Below are 22,060 nucleotides of genomic sequence, written 5' to 3'. Positions count from 1 at the left end.
CGTTTAATCTCGCCCATAGCCAGAGCCTTTCTAATCAGCGGGATTGGTCACGAACGACTGTTACAGTGCAATGCGCGTTACGCACGACACGTGACAAGTTCGGACCAATCTCATAATTCGGGAAATCGCCTTTGGTCGATGCCATGACGATCAGATCGAAGCCTTCCTTGTACGCAAGCTTCAGGATTTCGCGGTAGACGCTGCCTTCTTCGACATGTACCGGAACATCACCGGCATTGCCGTGATCCAGAATGGCCTGAATCGCGTTGCGTACATGCTCTTTGGCACCCGCACCGTAGTTGGCAGGCAGGTTAGGGAGCTGGATGATCTCGGGGATAACGGCCACTGCGTGCAATTCAGCACCATAGAATTTTGCCTGTTCCAGCGCGAGCGGCAGGGCGTTCTTCCATGAGCGGTCGTCGGTGTGATCAATAGGCAGCAGGATTTTCGTGGCCATCACGTCTCTCCTCGAGATATAGAAATCTGTTTCAAAGCCCGGGGGCCACTTTGGCCCCCGGGGTATGTTTATCCAGGTTTATTCGGCTGGTGTGCCACCTGGTTCTTCGGACTTGCCACCCGAAGCGAAGAACTCTTTCGTCAGCTTGATGACGATCGGGCTCAGCAGCGCCAGGGCGATCAGGTTTGGGATGGCCATCATGGCGTTCAGCGTATCGGCAAGCAGCCAGATGAAGCCTAGATCCGCGGTCGCTCCAAAATAGATCATGACGATCCAAAGGACGCGGTAAGGCATCAGCGATTTGACGCCAAGCAGGAACTCGACACATTTTTCGCCGTAGAACGACCAGCCCAAGATGGTGGTGAAGGCAAAGATCGACAGAGCGATGGCGATCAGATATCCACCGATCCCCGGCAATGATAGCTCGAACGCGTGGCTGGTCAGAGCGGCACCGGATTCACCAGACGTCCATGCACCCGACGAGATGATCGCCAGACCGGTGATCGAGCAAACGATGATGGTGTCGATGAACGTCCCCAGCATCGCGATCAGGCCCTGGTTGACCGGACCTTTGGTCTCGGCTGCGGCGTGCGCGATCGGAGCGGAACCCAGACCCGCTTCGTTCGAGAAGACACCACGTGCCACACCAAAGCGGATCGCAGCCCAAACAGCGGCACCCGCGAAACCACCTTCGGCGGCCGAGGGGGTGAAGGCGTAGGTGAAGACCAGTGACAGCGCATGTCCGATGTTGCCGATGTTGATCAGCAGTACCAGCAAGCCCGCGATGATGTAGGCGATTGCCATGAACGGAACCAACTTACCGGCAACTGCACCGATCCGGGTGATGCCGCCCAAGATTACGGCTGCTGTCAGAACCATCAGAACAACACCGGTGACCGAGGTGTTGAAACCGAAATTCGCTTCCAGAACCTGGGCGACACCGTTGGCCTGTACACCGTTACCGATGCCAAAGGCTGCGACAGCTCCGAACAGAGCGAACGCAACGCCCAGCCAGGCCCATTTTGCACCCAGACCGTTTTTGATGTAGTACATCGGACCGCCGACATAGTTGCCCAGCTCGTCTTTCTCGCGGTATTTCACGGCGCAGACAGCTTCGGCATATTTGGTGGCCATGCCCACCAGGGCGGTCATCCACATCCAGAACAAGGCGCCCGGACCGCCCAGGAAGACAGCAGTGGCCACACCGGCGATGTTACCCGTACCGATTGTCGCCGACAGCGAGGTCATCAGCGCGTTGAACGGGCTGATCTGCCCTTCGCCCTGACCTTCACGGCCTTTGAACAGCAGGCTGAAGCCTGTGCCGATGCGCAGGATCGGCATGAACTTAAGCCCCACCTGCAGGAAGAAGCCAACGCCGAGGATGAGGACCAGCATTAGCGGCCCCCACACGACGCTATTAATAGCCCCTACGATTGAATTTAACGCTTCCATGGTTTCCCTCCCATTTGCGTCAGGTTTATGCCCTGTTTGCGATGGCCCGCTGGCGGGCTTGCTTAAGGGCGGCAAAGTCTTCGTCCGCGTGGAACGACGAACGGGTCAGCGGGGTTGCTGACACGTGCAAAAAGCCCTTGGAACGCGCGATTTGTTCCAGTTGGGCGAATTCTTCCGGAATCCAGAATTGGTCGATCGGGTGATGTTTCGGCGTCGGCTGCAGGTATTGACCGACTGTCAAGAAATCGACGTTTGCGGCACGCAGATCATCCATGACTTGTCGGACATCATTCAGCGTTTCGCCTAATCCAACCATCAAACCGGATTTGGTGAAAACTTCGGGATTTGCGCGTTTGGCATCGTCCAGCAACCGTAGCGAAGTATAGTAACGCGCACCCGGGCGTACAGTTGGGTAGAGGTGCGGTACAGTCTCAAGATTGTGGTTGAACACATCCGGAGCAGCCTCGAACACCACTTCTGCAGCTTCGCCCTTACCCAGAAAATCGGGGGTCAGAACCTCGATCGTCGTGGTAGAGTTCTGATGGCGGACCGCACGGATTGTCTGTGCAATGTGCTCAGCCCCGCCATCGGTTAAGTCATCGCGATCAACAGATGTGATGACGACATGACGCAAGCCCAGTTTCTTCACCGCTGCGGCCACCCGACCAGGTTCGAAAACATCCAGGGCATCGGGACGCCCGGTTGAGACATTGCAGAATGAACAGCCGCGCGTGCAGACTTCGCCCATAATCATCATGGTAGCGTGCCGCTTAGACCAGCATTCACCGATATTTGGGCAGGCTGCCTCTTCGCAGACCGTCACGAGATCGTGGTCCCGCATCAGGCGGCGGGTTTCATAAAACTCGGGGCCTTCCACCTTTTTCTTGCGAATCCACTTGGGTTTGCGCGGGATGACGCTGTCTGCCTTTTTGGCTTTTTCCGGGTGACGGGGGCGAAGCTGGATGGTCATCTGGCGGCTCCGGTTTAGGCGTGAATCGCGCGGCCTAGGGCGTCGAGGCAGGCTTCTTTGACAGCCTCACCCATCGCAGGATGCGCATGGCAGCTTGCTGCAACTTCGGACACGGTCGCCCGCTTTGTCATCGCCAACACCAATTCTGCGATCAGATCGCCACCATGAGCGCCACAGATATGCGCGCCCAGAATCTTGCCGTTAGTGTCTGCCAGTACTTTCACCGCACCGTCTGTTTCTCCGGTCGAGCGCGCGCGCGAGTTCGCCATGAAGGCGAATTTGCCGACGGAATACTCGGCTCCGGCGTCTTTCAGCGCTTCTTCGGTCAATCCTACTGAGGCGACCTCGGGATCTGTGTACACAACGCCCGGCACGGTGTTGTAATCGACATGCCCGGCTTCGCCTGCCAGCATCTCAACGCAGGCAACACCGTCTTCTTCGGCTTTATGTGCCAACATTGGGCCGGGAACGCAGTCACCGATGGCGTAAATGCCTGGCACTGATGTTTGAAATGTATTGTCAACTTCTATGACGCCACGTTCGTTCACAGCCACACCCAGCTCTCCCAAGCCAAGCCCTCGGGTGACGGGGCGGCGACCGACAGCAATCAACACCTTGTCGGCCCCAATCGCTTCTTCCTTGTCCTTACCAACGCGATCCACGGTCAGGGTCAGACCTGCATCCGTTTTGTCGACCGATTTCAACGCCCGTCCCAATTGGAACTTCAATCCGCGTTTGGACAGGGCACGCTGCGCCAGTTTGGCAATCTCACCGTCAATTCCGGGCAACACCCGATCCAGATATTCGACCACCGTGACCTTAGCGCCCAGACGTGCCCAGACCTGCCCTAGCTCCAAACCGATAACGCCTGCACCGATCACCACCAGATGTTCGGGAACCGTCTCCAATGCGATCGCACCTGTTGAGCTGAGGATGTCCTGCTCGTCTATCTCGATTCCCGGCAATGGTGTGGGTTCCGAGCCCGTGGCAATCAGGATGTTCTTGGCTGTGTGGACATCTTCTCCAACTTTAACTTGCCCGGCGGTGGGAATGCTGGCCCACCCCTCGATCAGATCGACGCCGTTTTTCTTGAACAGGAACGCGATGCCTTTGGTCAGGTCGCCTACGATCTTGTCCTTGCGGCCCATCATCGCTGGTACATTGATGCTGGCCCCCTCGACCGCAATACCGTGGGAGGAGAGATGTGCAAGTTCGGCATATTTGGCCGAGGAGGTCAGCAACGCTTTGGAGGGTATGCACCCCACATTCAAACAAGTCCCGCCGAGCGCACCACGGCCCTCAACGCACGCTACTTTCATGCCCAATTGAGCTGCGCGGATCGCGGCGACATAGCCGCCTGGTCCGCCCCCGATGACAATAAGATCGTAAGTCATTTGGTCTTCTCTCAGTAGATCGGGTGGCTTGCGCAAAGGGCGCGGACTTTTTCGCGGGTTTCCTTTTCGACGGCTTCATCCCCGTCCGGCGATTGGGCCAATGCGTCCAATACATTGCCGATCAAGTGACCGATCTGCTTGAACTCTTCCGAACCAAAGCCGCGACTGCAGCCAGCTGCGGTGCCCAAACGAATGCCGCTGGTGATCGTTGGTTTCTGGGGGTCACCCGGAACGCTGTTTTTGTTGCAAGTGAAGCCTGCACGCTCCAGCGCAGCTTCAGCGTCTTTGCCGGTTACGCCGATTGGGCGCAGGTCGACCAGCATCAGGTGGTTTTCGGTTCCACCCGAAACGATATCGCAGCCGCGCGCTATCATTACATTCGCCAATGCTGACGCGCTAACCACGACACGCTTCATATACTCTTTGAATTCGGGTTTCAGTGCTTCTCCAAATGCAACGGCTTTTCCTGCAATCACATGCATCAGAGGGCCGCCCTGCAAGCCGGGGAAAACGGCTGAGTTCATCTTTTTTGCTAACGCTTCGTCGTTGGTCAGAATAACCCCGCCACGCGGTCCACGCAGGGTTTTGTGCGTGGTTGATGTTATAACGTGGGCGTGGCCAACTGGCGAAGGATGCAGACCCGTCGCGACAAGCCCTGCTATGTGGGCCATGTCGGCCAGCAACCAAGCACCAACTTCATCCGCGATGGCGCGGAAGCGTGCAAAGTCAATTTTTTGCGAATAGGCCGATGCGCCTGCAATGATCAGTTGGGGTTTTTCGGCTTTGGCAAGTGCCTCAACCTGATCATAATCAATCAGCCCGGCTTCGGTCAGTCCGTACTGGACCGGACGGAACCACTTGCCGGATTGGGCAGGTTTTGCGCCGTGAGTCAGGTGGCCACCAGCATCCAGCGACATACCCAGGATGGTATCGCCAGGGCTAAGTAGCGCCAGTTTGACGGCCCCGTTGGCCTGTGCACCCGAATGGGGTTGGACGTTTGCATATTCGCAACCGAACAATTGTTTCAACCGTTCGATCGCTTCGGCCTCGACTTCATCCACATATTCGCATCCACCATAATAGCGGCGGCCAGGATAGCCTTCGGCATATTTGTTGGTCAGCACAGAACCCTGTGCATCAATCACAGCCTGAGAGACAATATTTTCAGAAGCGATCAGTTCGATCTGTTCAGCCTGACGTTTGCCTTCGCGCGCAATCGATGACGCGATGACCGGATCGGCTTCAATGAGCGACTTTTTGAACATTATCTCCTCCATCGACCATGCTCCCCAAGCAGGAAATTAAGTTTCCTATAGTGGATAATGTACCGATAAGGCAACAAATATTTAGCAACAGGAAAGTTGTAGGATGTTGTGGAAACCTTTAACCTTCAGAAAAGGGGGAGAATTATATGGTTGAGGACCACCCAAATGATACTTCTGGACCGGATGAATTGGGCGATGGAGCTGTACTAGGACGCTCGATCCGTGATGCGCGTCGTGAAAAAGGCTGGACTTTGGAAGAGGCTGGTCGGGCAGCGGGAATCGGTCGATCCACGCTTTCGAAAATTGAAAACAATCAAACGCGACCCAGTTTTGACATCGTGCGAAGGCTGACACAGGCACTGGGTATGAGCACGCCTCAACTGTTCCTGCAGTCAGGACAGACCGGTATATCAGGGCGACGCGATTTCACCGCCAAGGGTGAGGGCGAAATCAAGAACACACCTACCTATTTGCATGAGCTTCTGTGCACAGAGCTCACAAGCAAGCGGATGCTTCCCTATATCGCGACGATCAAAGCCAGAGATATTTCAGAGTATGATACTTGGATCAGGCACAGTGGCGAAGAGTTCATGTATGTAATCAGCGGCGAGTTGACGTTTGTTTCCGAACACTACCGACCATTGTCCATGAAAGCCGGGGATTCACTATATTACGACAGCAGTATGGGGCATGGATGCATCTCAACCAGCAAAGAAGATGCCCAAGTGTTGTGGGTATCGCTCGAGTGAAACCGATGTGACGGTTTGTTTTGATAACCTTGTTGTTGTTGAGGCGGAATTTGAATTTGAGCACTCTCAATCCAAAAAAAGAAGAAGCACATGACGCAGAATATCTTTGCCGGCACGATGCCTGCATTAATGACACCCTGCCTGCCTAATCGGGCGCCGGATTTCGATGCTCTGGTCAAAAAGGGCAAAGAGATGATCGACGCCGGCATGTCTGCCGTGGTGTATTGTGGATCGATGGGCGATTGGCCTTTGCTAACGGATGCGCAAAGGATGGAAGGCGTTGAAAGGCTGGTTGATGCTGGATTGCCTGTGGTTGTTGGCACAGGTGCCATTAACTCAAAATCAGCGGTCGCGCATGCAGCTCATGCGCAGAAAGTGGGCGCATCAGGTCTGATGGTTATTCCACGTGTTCTTTCGCGTGGCTCGTCGATCGCGGCACAAAAGAACCATTTCAAAGCCATCTTATCAGCAGCACCCGACGTTCCAGCGATTATCTATAACAGCCCAGTATACGGTTTTGCGACCCGCGCTGACTTGTTTTTCGCACTCCGGGCCGAACATCCAAATCTGGTCGGTTTCAAAGAATTCGGAGGCAAAGACGATCTGAGATATGCTGCCGAATTCATTACGTCTAAGGACGATCAGGTTACGTTAATGGTCGGTGTAGACACCGAGGTCTATCACGGTTTCGTAAATTGTGGAGCCACGGGGTCAATTACTGGGATCGGCACGGCGCTGCCGAAAGAGGCGCTGCTGCTGGCGGCACTGGCCAAGAAAGCCGCGACTGGTCACGCCGAAGCCCGCCTGCGCGCACGCGAATTGGATGAGGCGTTTGGCGTATTGGCAAGTTTTGACGAAGGTACGGACCTCGTTCTGTACTATAAACATCTTCTGGTCCTGAATGGTGAAGATGAATACCGTCTGCATTTCAACGAAACAGACGAGTTGTCTGACGCGCAGCGAAACTATTGCGAACAGCAGTATGAACTTTTCCGCAACTGGTTCAACGACTGGGTCCAACAGGGTGGGGTCATCGCTGAATGCATGTGATCGACAGCCATACCGGGGGAATGCCCACGCGTGTCATTCTGGATGGCGGTCCCGATCTGGGGTCGGGGTCGGTGGCAGAGCGGGCAGAACGATTGGCGATGCAGCACGAGCAGTTCTACAAATCCATTCTGCTAGAGCCGCGTGGCCAGCCCGGAATGGTTGGTGCACTTCTTGTGGAGCCCGTAAACCCGGCCTGTGCCGCGGGCGTTATCTATTTTGACGCTGATGCGGTGCTGGGGATGTGCGGGCATGGCACGATCGGTCTGGGTGTGACACTGGCTCATTTGGGTCGGATCGGAGTCGGTGTGCACCGGATCGAAACCCCTGCAGGAGAAGTGGTGATTGACCTGAAGGACCCAAACACCGTTGAGGTTACGAATATCGAAAGCCGCCGGGTGCGTCAGGCGGTTACTATTGATGTCGACGGCTACGGGTCAGTGACCGGAGACGTAGCTTATGGCGGCAATTGGTTTTTTATTGTCGACCCGAGCCCAATGTCTGTTGAACCTGCAAACATCCGTTCATTGACTGACTTTACCATTGCTATCCGCGAAGCCTGTATCTCCCATGGTGTTGGCGGTGAGAATGGCGAGCCTGTCGACCATGTTATTTTGCAAGGCAAGTCTCCGAATAAAGGGGTCCACAGCCGAAACTTTGTTCTATGCCCTGATAACGATTATGACCGCTCACCCTGCGGCACCGGCAGTTCGGCGCGTTTGGCTTGTCTGGCGGCCAGTGGGCAGCTGCGAGCCGGAGAAGAGATTGTGCAGGAGAGTGTGATCGGAAGTAGCTACCGGTTGTTCTATGAACCCGGGCAGGTTGGGGGTGTTGTTCCAAGTTTAACCGGGCAAGCATACGTGATGGCTGAAAGCACATTGATCTTTGCTGAGGGTGATCCGTTCCGAACCGGAATAATCAGACCGTAACTAAAGGGCAGAAATGAATGTCTGTTTCCAAAATCGTGGCGGGTGGGCAAACGGGCGTTGATTTGGCTGCCCTGGGTTTCGCACGAAAGCACCAAATCCTTTATGGTGGTTGGGTCCCAAAAGGCAGAACGAACGAGGCCGGTCTGATCCCTGTTGAGTACGCTGGATTGGTCGAGACCCATTCACCGGAAGTGATCGAGCGGACAAAGCTGAACGTTCAGTCCAGCGATGCAACGCTGATAGTTGTGAATGGTTCAGACAGTCCTGGCACGCAACAAACGGTTGTTTTTGCAAGGGAGGCCGGAAAGCCTTACCTGGTGCTAGATGTCAGGCAGGGAACGGAGTTTTGCCAACAAAAACTGCGAGATTGGCTGCGCAAAAATCCGGTTGAAGTCTTGAACATTGCCGGTCCGCGCGGGTCAGAGGCGCCCGGTCTGGATGTGCAGGTGCGAGATCTGCTTGAGGGTTGTATCGATGAATTTGCCTACCCCAGATAATCACGCAGCGCAGGAGGTGGATTTTCAAATAGCTGCTTGGTTGCAACAGGTGCGTGTGCAACTTGATCCGTAATAAATACCGTTTGCTCGGTTATCCGAAGCGCATCCTGAGGATCATGACTAACCATAAGCAGCGTTGTTCCGGTCTCAGCCACCAGATCCGCCACCAGATCTAACATCTCGGCCTTTAGCGCAGGACCAAGGGCGGCAAAGGGTTCATCCAGCAACAAGACATCTCGCTTTTGAACCAATATCCTGGCCAGCGCGACCCGGCTCTGTTGTCCTCCGGACAATTCGGCAGGTTTTCTGGTTCCCATTTCCGGTAGGCCAACGCGATGCAAGGCTGACTTCACCATTTCCTTTTCTTCATCTGATAAGCGCCCATTCGGGCGGATGCCCAAGCCAACATTTTGGGCGGCGGTCAGATGCGGGAACAAATTTCCGTCCTGAAACAGCATCGCAAGCGGTCTTTTCCCCGGAGGCAGGGTGGTCATACTTTGGTCATTCCAATGCATCTGTCCGGCCTTCAAATCCCGAAATCCGGCGATGGTTTCCAACAACGTAGATTTCCCCGCACCAGATGGGCCAATGACCGCGACCTTGGCTCCAGTTTCGATTTCGAAATCGGCATTCAGCAGAAAGCTGCCGTTCGAGATAATGCATTCATCAAGCTTCAGCATGCCAACGCCCTCCGCGATCCAGTATCCAAAACACACCCATCGAAAGCAGAAGCAGCACCAACGCTCCACCCGCAGCCGCTTGCATTTGGTAGGCCCCCATAAGGCGATAAATTTGCAATGGAAGGGTTGCGATTTGCGCATCAGCGAACAATGCGATTACGCCAAGGTCACCCATCGATAGGGCAGCAGCCAAACCCGCAGCAAAACCAATTTGAGGGCGAAGACGCATCACTATGATGCGGGTGAAAAATGTGCGTTTGTTCATATCCAAAGACAGGGCCAAACGTCTGTGCCGTTCTATCGTGTCGCGCGCAGCGGGCACGAGTATTCGAAGCGCGAAAGGTAAGGCCATCACGGCGTTAACCAGTGCAGTGACAGGAAGGGCCAGCATAGCTGGATTGGCGACAGGGCGGATCAGAATAAACAGACCGGTGCCGATAACCAGTGGTGATGCAGCGAGGCCGAGAATGCCGCATAATTCAACGATGCCATACCTTCCGGTCGCCGCAGAAACAGCCATAGGCACCGCGAGCAGCAACAACAGCATGGTGCTGATGGTGGCCACGAGGATTGAAATGGCGGCTGCGCGAAACACTAGGGTCGGCAGTTCGAACAGTCCCAACGCGCCTGAAATCACCACAGATGCCAACGGCAAAAGTAAGAATGTTGCAGCGGCGATAATCCAAAACGCGTCCAACAAGGGCGTTCCACCATCCCAACGGCGGATCGCACGGTTGAGGCCCGCCCCAAAGCCGTCCCCTCTCGAAAACTTCAGGGCCGCCAGAGCGGCAGCGGCAGTCAAGGCCAGTTGCAACGCGGATAGCAGTGCTGCACGGCCAAGGTCGAAATCATATGTAAACGCCTGATAAATCGCGAGTTCGATCGTGGTCGCGCGCGGGCCGCCGCCTAACGTTAGAGCAACGGCAAAACTGGTCAGGCAGATGGCAAAGATAACGGCCAGCACGCCGGGCAAAACGCGCCGCAGCATGGGCAATTCGATCAATCGAAACATTGCCATCCCATCACATCCAAGCTGTGCGGCTAGACGAAATCGTTCTGCTGGAATCTCCTGCCATCCTTGCAAAATCAGCCGCGTTGCAAGAGGGAGATTGAAAAACACATGGGCCAGAACGACTCCGTGCAGCCCGTAAATCTGGATTGGTGGAAGGCCAAAAACGCCCAATACATCCGAGATCCATCCAGAGCGGCCAAAAACCTGCAGCAATCCCAATATTGCGACGATGACCGGAAGGATGAATGGCACCCCCAAGAGCGCTATCAATACCCGTCGTCCACGAAACCGCCGCCGCGCCAATGCACGCGCCACTGGGATGGCCAGCATAGAACTGAACGCTGCAGAGAGCGTTGCTTGCAAAAGCGTAAAGCGCAATGCCGCCCAGTCAGAGGGATTGAATCCGCCGCTGGTTTCGGCTCGTAAGCCAACGGTGGCCAAAGTTCCCAATATCAGCGCGGCGACAAGGGCCGCCGCGCTGATACCTGGCCATGAGCTTACTGGCTGAGTGCGCCCAGCCATTCCGAAAGGGCCTCATCTCTTTTAGTTGCAGCTTCGCTGGGATCAATAATCAGAGATTTCTGAGGAACGACCAGAGTGTCAAATCCTTCGGGCAGCCCCGAGGACGGGGTGACGGCTGGATACATCCAGTTGGTCGTCGGGATGATTTGCTGGAACGCGTCGGAAACCATGAAATTCAAAAACTGGTCGGCCAATTCTGAATGATCCGAGCCAGCCAATTTTGCCGCAACTTCGATCTGCATATAATGGCCTTCGTCAAAGGCTGCAGCTGCTTTGCTGGCATCTTCCTCGGCAATCAGATGATAGGCAGGAGATGTTGTATAGCTCAACACCATGTCAGCCTCACCATCGAGAAACAACCCATAAGCTTCGGACCAGCCTTTGGTCACAGTCACGATGTTGTCGGAAAGGTCAGCCCAGATTGCCGGGGCTTCATCACCATAAGCCGCCTTGACCCACAATAGGAGGCCCAGACCCGGCGTAGATGAGCGTGGGTCTTGAATGATGATTTTAGCCTCGCTGTCCGCCAGTTCCCGAAAATTGGCGGGCGCTGACGCATCAGCGTTGTGAACAAAGGCAAAGTAACCCCAATCATAAGGAACGAAAGTATCGTCGGTCCATTGGATTGGCAGTGCGTAATCAGCGGTGACCGAATGAGGGGCAAACAAGCCGGTTTCCTTGGCGGCGGCGATCAGATTGGTATCTAGCCCCAGCACAACATCTGCATCGGTGTTCTCACCCTCAAGACGGATGCGTGACAACAGGGCGGCACCGTCTTCGACACCCACAAGATTAAGGTCACAGTCACAAACTGCCTCAAATGCTTCTTCGACTTTTGGGCCGGGGCCCCAGTCCGAGACGAAGCTGTCATACGTATAAACGGTCAACTGTGGTTTGTCGGCTGCAACAGCCGATGTCGCAGTCAGTATTCCCGCAGCAATTGCCAGATGTTTCATATCATCCTCCAATGCGGCGAGAGGGCAAGGATGGACAAAACCTGTACCTTTCCCTCCGCCGGTTCTAGCCGGTTCAGGTTCAACGGGTTTGCCAGTGGACATCTCAGCGCAGTATCGCGCGCACCCCGAGGTAGGGCTTTGATTAGGGTGACACGAGCGCAAATACAACCAAAATCCTGAGATTCAAGCCTGCAGCATGTCGATTTTTGCCAACTAATCGTTCAGTCTGATGTTGAGTTTGATGCGCGATTTTATACGCATATTTGACGCGCATAGTAGGTGGTGATAAATTTGCTTATGAAGAGGTTGGCTATATGAATGTCCAGACACGGAAACCGACCAATCTGTCGCTCGATCCCGCTTTGCTTGCCGAGGCCCGAAAACTGAAAGTGAACCTTTCGCGGGCCGCGGAGGAGGGGGTTCGTGCAGCCGTGGCGGCAGCCAAGGCAGAGCAATGGCAAGCGGAGAACGCTGAAGCTCTACAAAGCTCCAACTCTTATGTTGAAAAGCACGGATTGCCCCTGGAGCGGTTTCGTCAGTTCTGATGCCGAAATACGATGTGTTTCCCAACCCCTCTGGCGATGGCTTCTTGTTGGATGTCCAATCGGATCTTCTGAGCGATCTGAACACACGTGTGGTCGTACCCCTATTGCCGAAATCGTACGCGCCGAAACCTGCAACCCGTCTTAACCCAGAGTTCATGATTATGGATGAGCCGGTTGTCATGGTGACCCAGTTTATGGCCGCTGTTCCGACAGGGGTACTCAAGTCGCCTGTAGGGAATCTCGTTGACGAGTTTGAAAAAATTACCGTTGCTGTCGATATGCTGATGCAAGGCTTCTGAAAAGGAATGGCCGGCCAAATAGGCCAGCCATCAATTAGTTGCAGAAGCGGTAGGTTATTGGTCTTCGGTTCTATTTTCCACGAAGCACAACAACACTGCATTGGGCATGCCGGACAACACGTGCAGCCGTTGAGCCGATCAGATAGTCCGAAAGACCCGGTTGATGCGACGCCACGATGATGCAATCCGCTTTGTGTTTTTCAGCCCAATCGAGGATCGAGTTTGTGGGATGCCCGGTCACGACATGCGTACTGATGTTCGAAGCCTCCACGGCTGTGCCCAGTCTTTCTTCAAACTCTGAAACGCTTTTCTGAACCTGTTCCGCAGGAAAGTACGAGCCGATATACGAAGGAAGTTCTTCGAGAACCGATAGCACCGATACGGTTCCTCCGTCTGCCAGCAGACGGCTTGCAGCATCCAGAGACAAGGAGCAGTCGTTGATGTGATCGGGTGCGACTGGAACGAGGATATGGTTATACATCGGAACCTCCGGGTTATTTCAGGATGCTTGGCAGCCAAGTTGCGATCTGCGGGAAGATGAAGATTAGTGTCAGACCAACAAACTGCAGCACAACAAACGGGCCAACCGAGTTGTAGACGTCGCCCATGCTGACATCTTTGGGTAGCACCCCTTTGATCCAGAACAGCACGAAACCAAACGGAGGTGTCAGATAGGCGATCTGGATGTTCACGATGAACAGTGCGCCAAACCACAGCTTGTCGATTCCCAACTCATCAATGATTGGAATGAACAGCGGGGTACACAGCATGATGATAGCCCAATCGTCCATCACCATACCCAGAACGAGGATGATCAGCATCATCATCAGCAGGATGCCTGTGCTGCCGCCCGGCATGGAAAGTACCAGGTTGGTCAAAAGGTCCTGGCTGCCCAGAGTATTGAACACATTCAGATAGACAGTTGCACCGATCAGGATCCACAGACCCATGCCGCTGAGTTTCAAAGTGGAAACCAGCGATTCCTTCAAAACTTCCCAGGTCAGCTTTCCGTAGATCAGGTTGATGACAAACGCACCTGCTGCACCAAACGCCGCAGCTTCGGCAGGGGTCGCGATTCCGCCCCAGATGACACCCAGAACGATGATGATCAGCAGTGCAAATGGCCAGATGCTGAGAACTGCGGTCAGTTTTTCGGCGCGGGTGAATTTCTGATCTGCAGGCAGCGCGGGTCCCAGTTCAGGCTGAATTTTGCAGCGTACGCCGATATAGATCGTATAGAATGTCGCCAGCATCAGGCCCGGCAAGAGGCCTGCCATGAACAGATCACCGATCGAAACCTTGGCCAGCAAACCATAAAAAATGAAGGGAACGCTGGGAGGGATCAGCGCGCCCAACGCACCGCCAGCCGCGATACAGCCAATCGCGATACGGCGATCATATTTATAGCGCATCATTGACGGGTAAGCGATTTGACCCATTGTGGTCGTTGCCGGAGGTGTGATGCCGGTGATGGCAGCAAACACCGTACAAACCTGTACCGTGCCCATGGCGAGACCGCCATGAATATGGCCGATCAGTTTGTACACGGCATCATAGGCCGTCTCGGCTATCCCAGAAAATCGTATGAGTGAACCCATAAAAAGGAACAGGGGAACTGTGACCAGAACCGAGTTCCAGGGTGTTGAATAGAAGGCACTTGGTACCGATAGCAGCGCGCGGGGTTCAAAAACCAAGGCAAACAGCACCGCCGTTCCACCCAAACCGAACGCAACCGGCAGGCCCATAAAAAGGATCCCAAACAGTATTAAGAAATACAGCGCTGTAATTAGTTCGAGGCTCATGATCTTTAGTTTCCTTACCTAGTGGCCGTTCGCGCGGTCTATGTCAGGTTGCTTGCCTGCAATCTTTCGAACGCTGGCATGCGCCTATCTAATCTGCTGGCCCGACAGTCGGGCCAGCAGAAGCGTTTCTAGCAATGCGTGAGTTTTCACGCGGCGCGGGATTATTGCGCGTTTGCCTTGTCTTCCAGGAACTTCTTGAAGATTTCGACGCCTTTGGCGTTGCCATCCGAAGCAGCTGCAACCTGCGGCCACACTTCCGCAATGGACTTCTCGCGCATACGAGCAACTTCTTCGTCGCTCAGCTCGATCACTTCACCACCGGCATCACGCAAAATTTGCAGCGCTTCTTCGACGCCTTCCGCGTGCATGCGGCTGGTTTCGAAGTAGGTTTCTTCAAAGACGCCATCGATCTTTTCGCGCTGCCAGTCGGTCAGGGCATTCCAGCTTTGCAGGTTGATAAAGATCTCCTGATGCTGGGCAGGGTTCCAGCCGGGCATGATCGCATAATCGATCACTTCGTGGAACGACATGTCGTCGATGCCGCCAGTGTCCCAGTATGTGCCTTCGATCGTGCCCAGTTTGATGGCAGTATAGATTTCGCCACCATTCATCGATACCGGCGCACCGCCCATGGTCGAGTGGAAGATGGCCTGAGGACCACCGGCACGCATTTTGTGCCCTTCCAGATCTTCCATCTTTTCGACGCGGAACTTGGTGAACATCGCGTTCGGGCCCTGGTTGGTCCAACCAGCCCAATGCAGGTTACGGGCATGCGCCGCTTCCTGAACGATGTCGCCTACGCGATAATCAGGGTTACCCCACATCACTTCCCAGGCTTCTTCGGTGTTGTTGGCGCCCATAGCCATACCAAACGCCAGCATGCCTTCGGGCATATCGCCACCATAGACCGAGCCCCATCCGGCATAGCCGTCGGTCAAACCAGCTGCGGCGGCGCCAAAGGCCTCTGCACCACTGACCAGTGCTCCGGCGGGCTCAACGCGGATTTTAACAGTGCCTTCGGTCGCTTTTTCAACAGCTTCAACCCAAGGGATCAGGCCGTTGTCCCAGCCAGCATCGGTCTGGTCAAATGCGGGCTGGAAAGTCCATTCAGTGACTTCATCCGGCGGCCCGTCCTGAGCGACGGCTATGCTTGCGGTCACCGCAAAGGCGCCCGCCCACATCGTGGTGTGCATAAACCTGTTTGGTTTCATGTTAGTTCCTCCTCGTTAGTGGATCAGTTTGTTTTCGTGAAATTATGAGTAACCGGACAAACGGCCTTAGCCCCGCCCGAAGATCGTTTGCAGATCGCGGAGCAAGTGTTTCAAGACCACCAAAAGTACCATTACACCGCTAAGCGGAATGGCAAACTTGATTGGATAGATCGGGATCGGGATAGATGTCGGAGTTTTCTGGTTGAGCATCAATGACAATGACGCGGCCTCGTATCCTTTCCAGATCAAGGCGACCAGAAACAGAATAGCTATCGGCGCCGTCAGGACGTCCAAGATCGCTTTTGATCGCTTGCTTGCATTTGCGTAGAAAAGGTCAAGTTTGACAAAGCTGTCATGCTGCAGCGCGTAAACGCCTCCGGTACAGGCCAGCAATACCATTGCTGCCTGCAAAGTGGTTCCAATCCACTGTGAAGGTGCGTTGAGTACGTAGCGCATGAACACATCCGACACACCAAATGCCATGCAATACAGGATCAGGAACCAACCGATACGGCCCATGACCTCTGAGATTGCGCTTATCAGTTTTTCCAATCCGCGCATCAGCATTCCGACCTCACTGTGTTTTTCATGGATATGGTTCTCCCTCAAAAATTCCGAGTGTAACTTCGATGTTCTCTGTCTCTGGCGGCAAAGTTCAAAGGTAACTAACTCAGACGTATACCATACAGTCGTTGGCTGAAGCTCATCTCAGAGTGTTGACGCGTATTCCACTCATGCAAAACCATGCGAACGGTCTCCCTCCCTTATCGCATCGAACGATCCGAACTACTCCTAGTTTCAGTGCGGAGCCTTCCGGATCGCTACAGCAAACGCGATGGAGTAACGCTGAGAAAGATACAGTTGCTTGTAATAATGGGTACAGATTGTATCGCGCGAGGCGTTCGATGATCGCCACAATTTGTATCTGACCGTATACTGACGGCGAGTGAACATACCCACCTACCGGACACTTATTGAAGTCACGTTTCGGTAGAAGCGCTTTTATTACATAAGGTTGGTGGAAGTTTCTTTTTGAGTTATCATCAATCGATTCGTAATCAGATCACCTGTTTCCGACTGCGATTCCGGAGCGACGATTGGGCATAACTAGCCTTTTGCCTTTCGCAAGGAACACTTGAAAACAAGGATACAGTTTGCAAGTCGCGCGGCGAAAACTGTGACTGGGACCCTGTAGGATATGACACAACGATTGAGTATTGATAAATCTCAGTCCAGCGGATTGCGCGACCAGATCGTCTCGCAGATATCGCGACTCATATTTGAAGGATTGATGCCTTCCGGGCTGAAACTTGCCTCGTGCCGCGTGCTGGCGCGGGATTTAGATGTTTCAATTAATACGGTTGTCGCTGCGTATCGAAAGCTTGAGGAAGAACAACTGATTGAGGCCCGGCCTCGGTCCGGTTATTTTGTGTGTTCTGACCGCGGGATACGAACGGACAGTGATGCGATTGGCCGGTCGAATACCAGGCCCGCTACATCAATTAGCCAGAAACTAAACAAACTGCGTCGTACTGAAGAGATTGAGACAATCCCGCGCCCAATAGACTGGTATAAATATGCCTATCCCTTTGTGTGTAATCAGATCGATGATGGTGTGTTTCCAGTTGCGGATTGGCGTGAGTGCACCCGGCTGGCAATGAACCGAAAAGACCTCAAGATCTGGTCTGCAGATGGACTTTATGATGACAGCCTAGAGCTTGTCGAACAGGTCAGGCAACGCATTTTGCCACGGCGGGGAATTTTCGAGCCCAGTGAATCGATACTGATTACATTGGGTTCACAGAATGGGCTTTTTATTACCAGCCTGCTCTTTGGTGGGCGTGAACGTACTGCGGTAATGGAAGATCCGGGTTATCCGGATGCTCGCAAGATTCTTCAGGCCAATTTCGGTAAGGTGAGCTTTCAACCCGTGGATGAGGAAGGTCTCATTGTTGACGAGCGCCTGCGCGGTGCGGATCTGGTGTTCATCACGCCGAACCGTCAACACCCAACCACAGTCACGTTGTCTGAACGCCGTCGGCGAGCACTGTTGCAAGCTGCTGAAGATTATGACTTTTACATCGTCGAAGATGACTACGAATGCGACGTGGACTATCGTCATTCACCGCTTCTGCCGCTGCGGAGCCTAGATGATACCGACCGCCTGATCTATTTGGGCAGCTTGTCCAAGGGGCTCTCGCCGGGTTTGCGACTGGGGTATTTGGCAGCCGCGCCTGAGTTTATCGATGCAGCGCGAGATTGCCGGGGCATGATGATGCGCCACCCACCCATGATACTGCAACATACTGCCGCCGCGTTCATCAGGTTAGGATATTACGACGGTTTGCTACGCCGGGTGCGGCAGAACTATGAACAACGCTGGCATTTGGCAGACTCGATGATTCGTGAGCGGTTACCCAGCTTTCTGAGAGCAGGTGAATTCGGTGGTACTGTTTTCGTTCTAGCCGATCCCGATGAAAAACTCGAGGCTAAGACAATTTGTGATGCAGCACTCAGACGGGGCGTTATCGTAGAGCCGATTGGACCGTGTTTCTCGAAGGCAGCGGAAGGGAAGCATCATTTCCGAGTTGGTGTCTCATCAATCCAACCGGGGTTGATCCCGCAAGGAATTGAACTGTTATCCAACATCGTGACTGAGTTGCAGGGTACGTGAAGGCTTGTTTGAATTGAAGCCCAAGCTGATCGCGAGAAGTCTGTGTGTAGGAGTTCGGTAAGTTTATTCGCCGAGAGCGGAGTTTTCACCCGTGAAGACCCGCACAAGCAGGCTCGAGATCCAGCTTAGGGCGTACCATGTCAGTAAGAAACCAACACATTCCAAGGCAAATGAGCCCCATTTATAAAATAAGTCGGCTATGACGAATGCACTCAACAACCACGGTCCTTCCTGGCGCAAAAAAGACTTTATTCCTTGTGATTTCATCGCTGTATGCATGGTATGATCCAATCTTTTGAAACTAATCTAGTTGGTTAAACTATTGCAGGAGGATGACGTCGAGGCGCGTCATAGCGCTGCTGTGAGAACCAAGTCATTGTTGGTTCGATGTCGCTTTGCGTGCTCCCACCTTGCAGCGTGTAGCCAGCGGCAAGCCAGGTAAACCCGTCATCTGCAATCTCGGCACAGTTCGTGTAGTCACCCCATTTGCCCAAGGACGGCGTATGCGTTCCTTGCCGCGCGAGGGACAATCGCCAAACTCCATCTATATCGTCATAGGTACCAATGACATGACTTGGATGCAGATTGCCCCCACCGGCGAAAATCGACAGCCCGACGTCGCCGAACCGATTTACGGCTGTCGAGGGATAGGAAAACGCGATCTGATCATTCCAGATGTCAGGCTCGTCGATCAGGGACATTGTGGCTTCGTCGATGCGCACGGTCCGGACAAATGGGTTTGGCCTGTTGGCTTGTTGGTTGGCTGTCCACATGAACCCCAGCGCGCCTCGCCCTAACCAACCGGCCATTATGCGTGGATCGGTCCTGGACATCCAGTCGCCGCCTCCAACTGTAGGCGCGGAATAGCTGCCCGCAAACCACGGGGTGACATCGATGTCGAATTCCTCAACGTCCGGTGAGTTCTCTGGCCACCTGAATACACGGATTTGCGAGTTCGAATTGTGGCTGGCGAAGTACATCGAACCGCTCGCGCCCTGAACACAACGTAGTGAGAAATTGTGCTGCGTTTCGAAGATGTCAAAAGATAATCCAGCGGCAGCTGCAAGTTCGTCCAGCGATATTCGCAATATGACGCACCTCCTAAAAAGGTTGCTGCTGGCCGAGAACACGTTGGTTCCCGCATACAGGTAGTTTTCTGAAAGAGAGACATGGTTGTAGTCAAACCATTCGCCGTTCCACGATGGGTCAATTCCCGCCGGTGTGAAATCCCAGAGGTTCCAGTTGTCATTTCCAAGTGTGCGGCCTTGCTTGACCGCAACACGTAATGTGTTGGTCCCGTTCTGTTCGATATATTGAAGCAGCCAGATCAATAAATCCCGGCTTGGGTCATAAATGGTGGTCTGATCGCAGCAGAAACCTCCATCTGCTGGCGGAAACAAGGTGAAAGGGCTCATATGCGACCAGCTTTGGCCACCATCCAAAGACCGGCTGGCGTACCAGTTTCCAGTGGCCAGTATCTGATTTCCGTTGTTTGAGACCGTGGGCTCGCCGACTGTCGACGTTTGCCCGTTTGTATCAAAATCTGTAAGATTTACTGTGTTGAATATCCTTGGCTGATGGGTCGAGGGCATGGCAGCCTCCGTAATATTAATGTCAAAATGTGAAAATGTGTCAGTAATCCAATTCGGTCGAGTCCGCCTCGCTTGCAGAACTGGTAGAGTTGTCTTCCTCTAATGGCGGGCCACCCTTGCGGCGAACCTTTGAAACCTTCTCGTCGCGTTCACTAAGAGTTTGGGGTGTCATCAGGCCCGATGCTTCTGCCCTTTCACCTAAAGCTGATTGGGCAGACGGTTGCGGTCGAACCTCGACATTTCCTTTGCGGGTACTGTGCTTTTTGCTAGCTTGATTTGCCATTCATCTCTCCTATCCGTTCGTTTGGAAACGTATCCGAATTGGCAGGTCGTCAGATGATGTTGAATATGGCTACACTACCAGATTTCCCCCGATTCTTCAATTGAAGGGCTTCTGCACGCTTTTGAATGACAGGGATTGGCAGGTCAATACGGCAGCATTCTCGATAGGCGACCTGAACGCGGAAACAGGCAGGCCTGTAGGGAATGATAGATGTCTGGTTTCCCGTTAAAGATGGATGTTACGACATTGCCGTTTTCGTCCACAGCCGGAAACCAGCCGCCGTTTTGATGATCCACAAATCGTTCATTCGCATAACCCCAGAGAGTTCTGTACCAGCGCTCATCTTCTGCTTTTCTATCAATTCTGATCAATGCAGCGACGGCACTGATCGCTTCGGATACAGGCCACCAAAACCGGTTCTCGTTTAAGACTTGTCCATCAAAGTCCAACGTATAAGCGATGCCTCCGCCGGGAAGCCAGGCATCACGCAGGGCCTGTTCAATCAACAGACGCGCAGAATGCGGTGCGTCGGTGTTCGGGCGACCCGACAGATCCCAATATTGCAGTTGCAATCGTCCCAATTCAAACGAATGTCCCGGAGTTGTACCGGCTGGCCTAAACATCGGGTCGCCCGCATATGTGCGATCAATCTGCCAGTCGCTCGTGTAGTGTTCTGGCAATCGCCAGTTTTCTTTGGGTGCGACTTTGCCGGCAAAGAAATCCAGAATGCGGCCTGCACGGGATAAATACACCTTGTCCCCCGTTGCTTCAAACGCGGTAAGCAGGGCTTCGACACCATGCATATTAGCATTCATCCCGCGATAGTCGGAGGACGGCGTCCAATCTCTGTTCCATTCGTCACAAAACAGTCCCGCTTCTTCGTCCCAGAAATGTGTATCCAGAATCTTTCGAGCGTATGTCATGAGCCTGTCCGCGCCCGGATGACCTGCCTGCTTTGCGCTCGCCGCCGCAAGAAGTACAAAGACATGCCCGTAAGCCAGTTTGCGATCATCAACGACGCGGTCACCTTCCAGCGCCCAGAAAAATCCACCAAATTCCGCGTCTCGGTGATAGCTCTCAAGATATGCCACACCGTGGTCAACTATCTTTTCGGCACCCTTAAATCCGAAGAGATGACCCATTGCATAAGAATGGATCATTCTGGTGGTCGTGTGCAGTTCCTGCACCTCGCCAGGCAGGGGGGTGCCGTCATGATCAAGCAGAAAGAAACCAGGCCCATTTCGGCAGCTTGCACTGAAAAATTCAAGCTGATGACGAGCCTGTTCCATCAACCAGTTCTGGTGCTCTGGCGTGTCCAGCCAAAAACCTGTTTCAGAATCCAGCCCGACCGGAAGTAGCTTATCAGTTGTCATTCTTATCGTCCCACCTGCGTTAAACGACGGTGCACGCCGCGTCTCACAATACCGCCTTTGAGGTTTTCAATGCTGCAATCGCATCAATTCTTCCAGAATGGTAGATGCCTAATTTTGAGGAAACACTACCACCCCCGATTTGTTTGACCAGACCACGGGAGTTTAGGGCAATTTTTGTGTAGTGATTGGTGAAATTGGACCAATGAAGTTTCGCACGGGAAGGCAGTCTGCACCTGAGTAACGCTGGACATAGCCAGATAGCCTTGCATCATATAGGCTGTGTTCGCAGCTTACATGTCGCCACACTGCGATGGCGAGTGCAGGTTTATATGAGGCTTTGCGAGGGGGGCA

General features: G+C 53.8%; 22 protein-coding genes and 1 riboswitch. Of the genes, 7 read left to right on the top strand and 15 right to left on the bottom strand.

Annotated features, from left to right (window positions below; all coding sequences use genetic code 11):
- Positions 1-34: 34 nt before the first annotated feature.
- From G7G_RS0111865 to glyA, 5 genes are all read right to left on the bottom strand, one after another.
- Positions 35-457: a universal stress protein gene (locus G7G_RS0111865; RefSeq protein WP_010441645.1), complete on the bottom strand. Its 423-nt coding sequence runs from the start codon at positions 455-457 to the stop codon at positions 35-37.
- Between the two features lie 78 nt (positions 458-535).
- Complete coding sequence (locus G7G_RS0111860) at positions 536-1,909, bottom strand: alanine/glycine:cation symporter family protein (RefSeq protein WP_029621957.1); 1,374 nt, start codon at positions 1,907-1,909, stop codon at positions 536-538.
- Between the two features lie 25 nt (positions 1,910-1,934).
- Entirely contained in the window at positions 1,935-2,879 is a 945-nt protein-coding gene (lipA, locus tag G7G_RS0111855; RefSeq protein WP_010441643.1) for a lipoyl synthase, read from the bottom strand.
- A gap of 14 nt (positions 2,880-2,893) precedes the next feature.
- Positions 2,894-4,273: a dihydrolipoyl dehydrogenase gene (lpdA, locus tag G7G_RS0111850; RefSeq protein ID WP_010441642.1), complete on the bottom strand. Its 1,380-nt coding sequence runs from the start codon at positions 4,271-4,273 to the stop codon at positions 2,894-2,896.
- 11 nt (positions 4,274-4,284) lie between these two features.
- Positions 4,285-5,538, bottom strand: coding sequence for a serine hydroxymethyltransferase (glyA, locus tag G7G_RS0111845; RefSeq protein WP_010441641.1), 1,254 nt, complete (start codon positions 5,536-5,538; stop codon positions 4,285-4,287).
- 146 nt (positions 5,539-5,684) lie between these two features.
- On the opposite strand from glyA, the gene G7G_RS0111840 reads away from it, so the two are divergent.
- From G7G_RS0111840 to G7G_RS0111825, 4 genes are all read left to right on the top strand, one after another.
- Positions 5,685-6,287 (top strand): helix-turn-helix domain-containing protein, encoded by a 603-nt coding sequence (locus tag G7G_RS0111840; RefSeq protein ID WP_010441640.1) that lies wholly within the window; start codon positions 5,685-5,687, stop codon positions 6,285-6,287.
- Positions 6,288-6,377: 90 nt separating this feature from the next.
- Complete coding sequence (locus G7G_RS0111835; RefSeq protein WP_010441639.1) at positions 6,378-7,337, top strand: dihydrodipicolinate synthase family protein; 960 nt, start codon at positions 6,378-6,380, stop codon at positions 7,335-7,337.
- The gene (locus tag G7G_RS0111830) at positions 7,328-8,263 is read left to right on the top strand and encodes a 4-hydroxyproline epimerase (RefSeq protein WP_010441638.1); all 936 of its coding nucleotides are present in this window, start codon (positions 7,328-7,330) and stop codon (positions 8,261-8,263) included. Before G7G_RS0111835 ends, G7G_RS0111830 begins: the two co-directional genes overlap by 10 nt.
- Before the next feature lie 17 nt (positions 8,264-8,280).
- Entirely contained in the window at positions 8,281-8,760 is a 480-nt protein-coding gene (locus G7G_RS0111825) for a putative molybdenum carrier protein (RefSeq protein WP_010441637.1), read from the top strand.
- On the opposite strand, the gene G7G_RS0111820 is transcribed toward G7G_RS0111825, so the two are convergent.
- The 3 genes from G7G_RS0111820 to thiB are packed head-to-tail and all read right to left on the bottom strand — an operon-like array spanning position 8,748 to position 11,930.
- Positions 8,748-9,440, bottom strand: a complete 693-nt coding sequence (locus G7G_RS0111820; RefSeq protein WP_010441636.1) for a thiamine ABC transporter ATP-binding protein — start codon at positions 9,438-9,440, stop codon at positions 8,748-8,750. The two genes, G7G_RS0111825 and G7G_RS0111820, sit on opposite strands and share 13 nt — an antisense overlap.
- The gene (locus G7G_RS0111815; protein ID WP_010441635.1) at positions 9,427-10,974 is read right to left on the bottom strand and encodes a thiamine/thiamine pyrophosphate ABC transporter permease ThiP; all 1,548 of its coding nucleotides are present in this window, start codon (positions 10,972-10,974) and stop codon (positions 9,427-9,429) included. Before G7G_RS0111815 ends, G7G_RS0111820 begins: the two co-directional genes overlap by 14 nt.
- The gene (gene thiB, locus G7G_RS0111810; protein WP_010441634.1) at positions 10,950-11,930 is read right to left on the bottom strand and encodes a thiamine ABC transporter substrate binding subunit; all 981 of its coding nucleotides are present in this window, start codon (positions 11,928-11,930) and stop codon (positions 10,950-10,952) included. The genes G7G_RS0111815 and thiB overlap by 25 nt, the downstream gene beginning before the upstream one ends.
- Before the next feature lie 32 nt (positions 11,931-11,962).
- Positions 11,963-12,068, bottom strand: a riboswitch (TPP riboswitch).
- Positions 12,069-12,244: 176 nt separating this feature from the next.
- Here thiB and G7G_RS0111805 point away from each other — a divergent pair.
- Both G7G_RS0111805 and G7G_RS0111800 read left to right on the top strand, forming a co-directional pair.
- The gene (locus G7G_RS0111805; RefSeq protein WP_010441633.1) at positions 12,245-12,475 is read left to right on the top strand and encodes a type II toxin-antitoxin system CcdA family antitoxin; all 231 of its coding nucleotides are present in this window, start codon (positions 12,245-12,247) and stop codon (positions 12,473-12,475) included.
- Positions 12,475-12,774, top strand: a complete 300-nt coding sequence (locus tag G7G_RS0111800) for a CcdB family protein (protein WP_010441632.1) — start codon at positions 12,475-12,477, stop codon at positions 12,772-12,774. The genes G7G_RS0111805 and G7G_RS0111800 overlap by 1 nt, the downstream gene beginning before the upstream one ends.
- A gap of 70 nt (positions 12,775-12,844) precedes the next feature.
- Here the strand turns inward: G7G_RS0111800 and G7G_RS0111795 are convergent, their stop codons facing one another.
- From G7G_RS0111795 to G7G_RS0111780, 4 genes are all read right to left on the bottom strand, one after another.
- Positions 12,845-13,255 carry a universal stress protein gene (locus tag G7G_RS0111795; RefSeq protein WP_010441631.1) on the bottom strand — a complete coding sequence of 137 codons (411 nt, stop codon included), beginning with the start codon at positions 13,253-13,255 and terminating at the stop codon, positions 12,845-12,847.
- A gap of 13 nt (positions 13,256-13,268) precedes the next feature.
- On the bottom strand, positions 13,269-14,576 hold the full coding sequence (locus G7G_RS0111790; protein WP_010441630.1) for a TRAP transporter large permease: 1,308 nt from the start codon (positions 14,574-14,576) through the stop codon (positions 13,269-13,271).
- A gap of 161 nt (positions 14,577-14,737) precedes the next feature.
- Positions 14,738-15,787 (bottom strand): TRAP transporter substrate-binding protein, encoded by a 1,050-nt coding sequence (locus tag G7G_RS0111785; RefSeq protein WP_010441629.1) that lies wholly within the window; start codon positions 15,785-15,787, stop codon positions 14,738-14,740.
- Between the two features lie 66 nt (positions 15,788-15,853).
- Positions 15,854-16,348 (bottom strand): TRAP transporter small permease subunit, encoded by a 495-nt coding sequence (locus G7G_RS0111780; RefSeq protein WP_183085415.1) that lies wholly within the window; start codon positions 16,346-16,348, stop codon positions 15,854-15,856.
- Between the two features lie 649 nt (positions 16,349-16,997).
- Here G7G_RS0111780 and G7G_RS0111775 point away from each other — a divergent pair.
- Positions 16,998-18,461: an aminotransferase-like domain-containing protein gene (locus G7G_RS0111775; protein WP_238528789.1), complete on the top strand. Its 1,464-nt coding sequence runs from the start codon at positions 16,998-17,000 to the stop codon at positions 18,459-18,461.
- A 314-nt stretch (positions 18,462-18,775) separates the two neighbouring features.
- On the opposite strand, the gene G7G_RS0111765 is transcribed toward G7G_RS0111775, so the two are convergent.
- From G7G_RS0111765 to G7G_RS0111755, 3 genes are all read right to left on the bottom strand, one after another.
- Positions 18,776-20,053, bottom strand: coding sequence for a hypothetical protein (locus G7G_RS0111765; protein ID WP_010441626.1), 1,278 nt, complete (start codon positions 20,051-20,053; stop codon positions 18,776-18,778).
- 40 nt (positions 20,054-20,093) lie between these two features.
- Positions 20,094-20,336, bottom strand: coding sequence for a hypothetical protein (locus G7G_RS0111760; protein WP_010441625.1), 243 nt, complete (start codon positions 20,334-20,336; stop codon positions 20,094-20,096).
- 143 nt (positions 20,337-20,479) lie between these two features.
- Positions 20,480-21,709 (bottom strand): AGE family epimerase/isomerase, encoded by a 1,230-nt coding sequence (locus G7G_RS0111755; protein WP_010441624.1) that lies wholly within the window; start codon positions 21,707-21,709, stop codon positions 20,480-20,482.
- Positions 21,710-22,060: the final 351 nt, after the last annotated feature.

The sequence above is a fragment of the Ruegeria conchae genome (genome assembly GCF_000192475.1).
Lineage (GTDB): Bacteria > Pseudomonadota > Alphaproteobacteria > Rhodobacterales > Rhodobacteraceae > Ruegeria > Ruegeria conchae.
The sequence above is the reverse complement of the archived record's forward strand: the minus strand, read 5'-3'. Positions and strand labels throughout refer to the sequence as shown.

Bases quoted from the DNA above. Each gene is read 5' to 3' on its own strand.
- lipA (WP_010441643.1), bottom strand. From the start codon at position 2,879: ATGACCATCCAGCTTCGCCCCCGTCACCCGGAAAAAGCCAAAAAGGCA.
- G7G_RS0111760 (WP_010441625.1), bottom strand. From the start codon at position 20,336: ATGGCAAATCAAGCTAGCAAAAAGCACAGTACCCGCAAAGGAAATGTC.
- G7G_RS0111785 (WP_010441629.1), bottom strand. From the start codon at position 15,787: ATGAAACCAAACAGGTTTATGCACACCACGATGTGGGCGGGCGCCTTT.
- G7G_RS0111865 (WP_010441645.1), bottom strand. From the start codon at position 457: ATGGCCACGAAAATCCTGCTGCCTATTGATCACACCGACGACCGCTCA.
- G7G_RS0111805 (WP_010441633.1), top strand. From the start codon at position 12,245: ATGAATGTCCAGACACGGAAACCGACCAATCTGTCGCTCGATCCCGCT.
- G7G_RS0111755 (WP_010441624.1), bottom strand. From the start codon at position 21,709: ATGACAACTGATAAGCTACTTCCGGTCGGGCTGGATTCTGAAACAGGT.
- G7G_RS0111820 (WP_010441636.1), bottom strand. From the start codon at position 9,440: ATGCTGAAGCTTGATGAATGCATTATCTCGAACGGCAGCTTTCTGCTG.
- G7G_RS0111815 (WP_010441635.1), bottom strand. From the start codon at position 10,974: ATGGCTGGGCGCACTCAGCCAGTAAGCTCATGGCCAGGTATCAGCGCG.
- G7G_RS0111825 (WP_010441637.1), top strand. From the start codon at position 8,281: ATGTCTGTTTCCAAAATCGTGGCGGGTGGGCAAACGGGCGTTGATTTG.
- G7G_RS0111765 (WP_010441626.1), bottom strand. From the start codon at position 20,053: ATGCCCTCGACCCATCAGCCAAGGATATTCAACACAGTAAATCTTACA.
- lpdA (WP_010441642.1), bottom strand. From the start codon at position 4,273: ATGACTTACGATCTTATTGTCATCGGGGGCGGACCAGGCGGCTATGTC.
- G7G_RS0111860 (WP_029621957.1), bottom strand. From the start codon at position 1,909: ATGGAAGCGTTAAATTCAATCGTAGGGGCTATTAATAGCGTCGTGTGG.
- G7G_RS0111795 (WP_010441631.1), bottom strand. From the start codon at position 13,255: ATGTATAACCATATCCTCGTTCCAGTCGCACCCGATCACATCAACGAC.
- G7G_RS0111780 (WP_183085415.1), bottom strand. From the start codon at position 16,348: ATGCGCGGATTGGAAAAACTGATAAGCGCAATCTCAGAGGTCATGGGC.
- G7G_RS0111830 (WP_010441638.1), top strand. From the start codon at position 7,328: ATGCATGTGATCGACAGCCATACCGGGGGAATGCCCACGCGTGTCATT.
- G7G_RS0111835 (WP_010441639.1), top strand. From the start codon at position 6,378: ATGACGCAGAATATCTTTGCCGGCACGATGCCTGCATTAATGACACCC.
- G7G_RS0111800 (WP_010441632.1), top strand. From the start codon at position 12,475: ATGCCGAAATACGATGTGTTTCCCAACCCCTCTGGCGATGGCTTCTTG.
- G7G_RS0111790 (WP_010441630.1), bottom strand. From the start codon at position 14,576: ATGAGCCTCGAACTAATTACAGCGCTGTATTTCTTAATACTGTTTGGG.
- thiB (WP_010441634.1), bottom strand. From the start codon at position 11,930: ATGAAACATCTGGCAATTGCTGCGGGAATACTGACTGCGACATCGGCT.
- G7G_RS0111840 (WP_010441640.1), top strand. From the start codon at position 5,685: ATGGTTGAGGACCACCCAAATGATACTTCTGGACCGGATGAATTGGGC.
- glyA (WP_010441641.1), bottom strand. From the start codon at position 5,538: ATGTTCAAAAAGTCGCTCATTGAAGCCGATCCGGTCATCGCGTCATCG.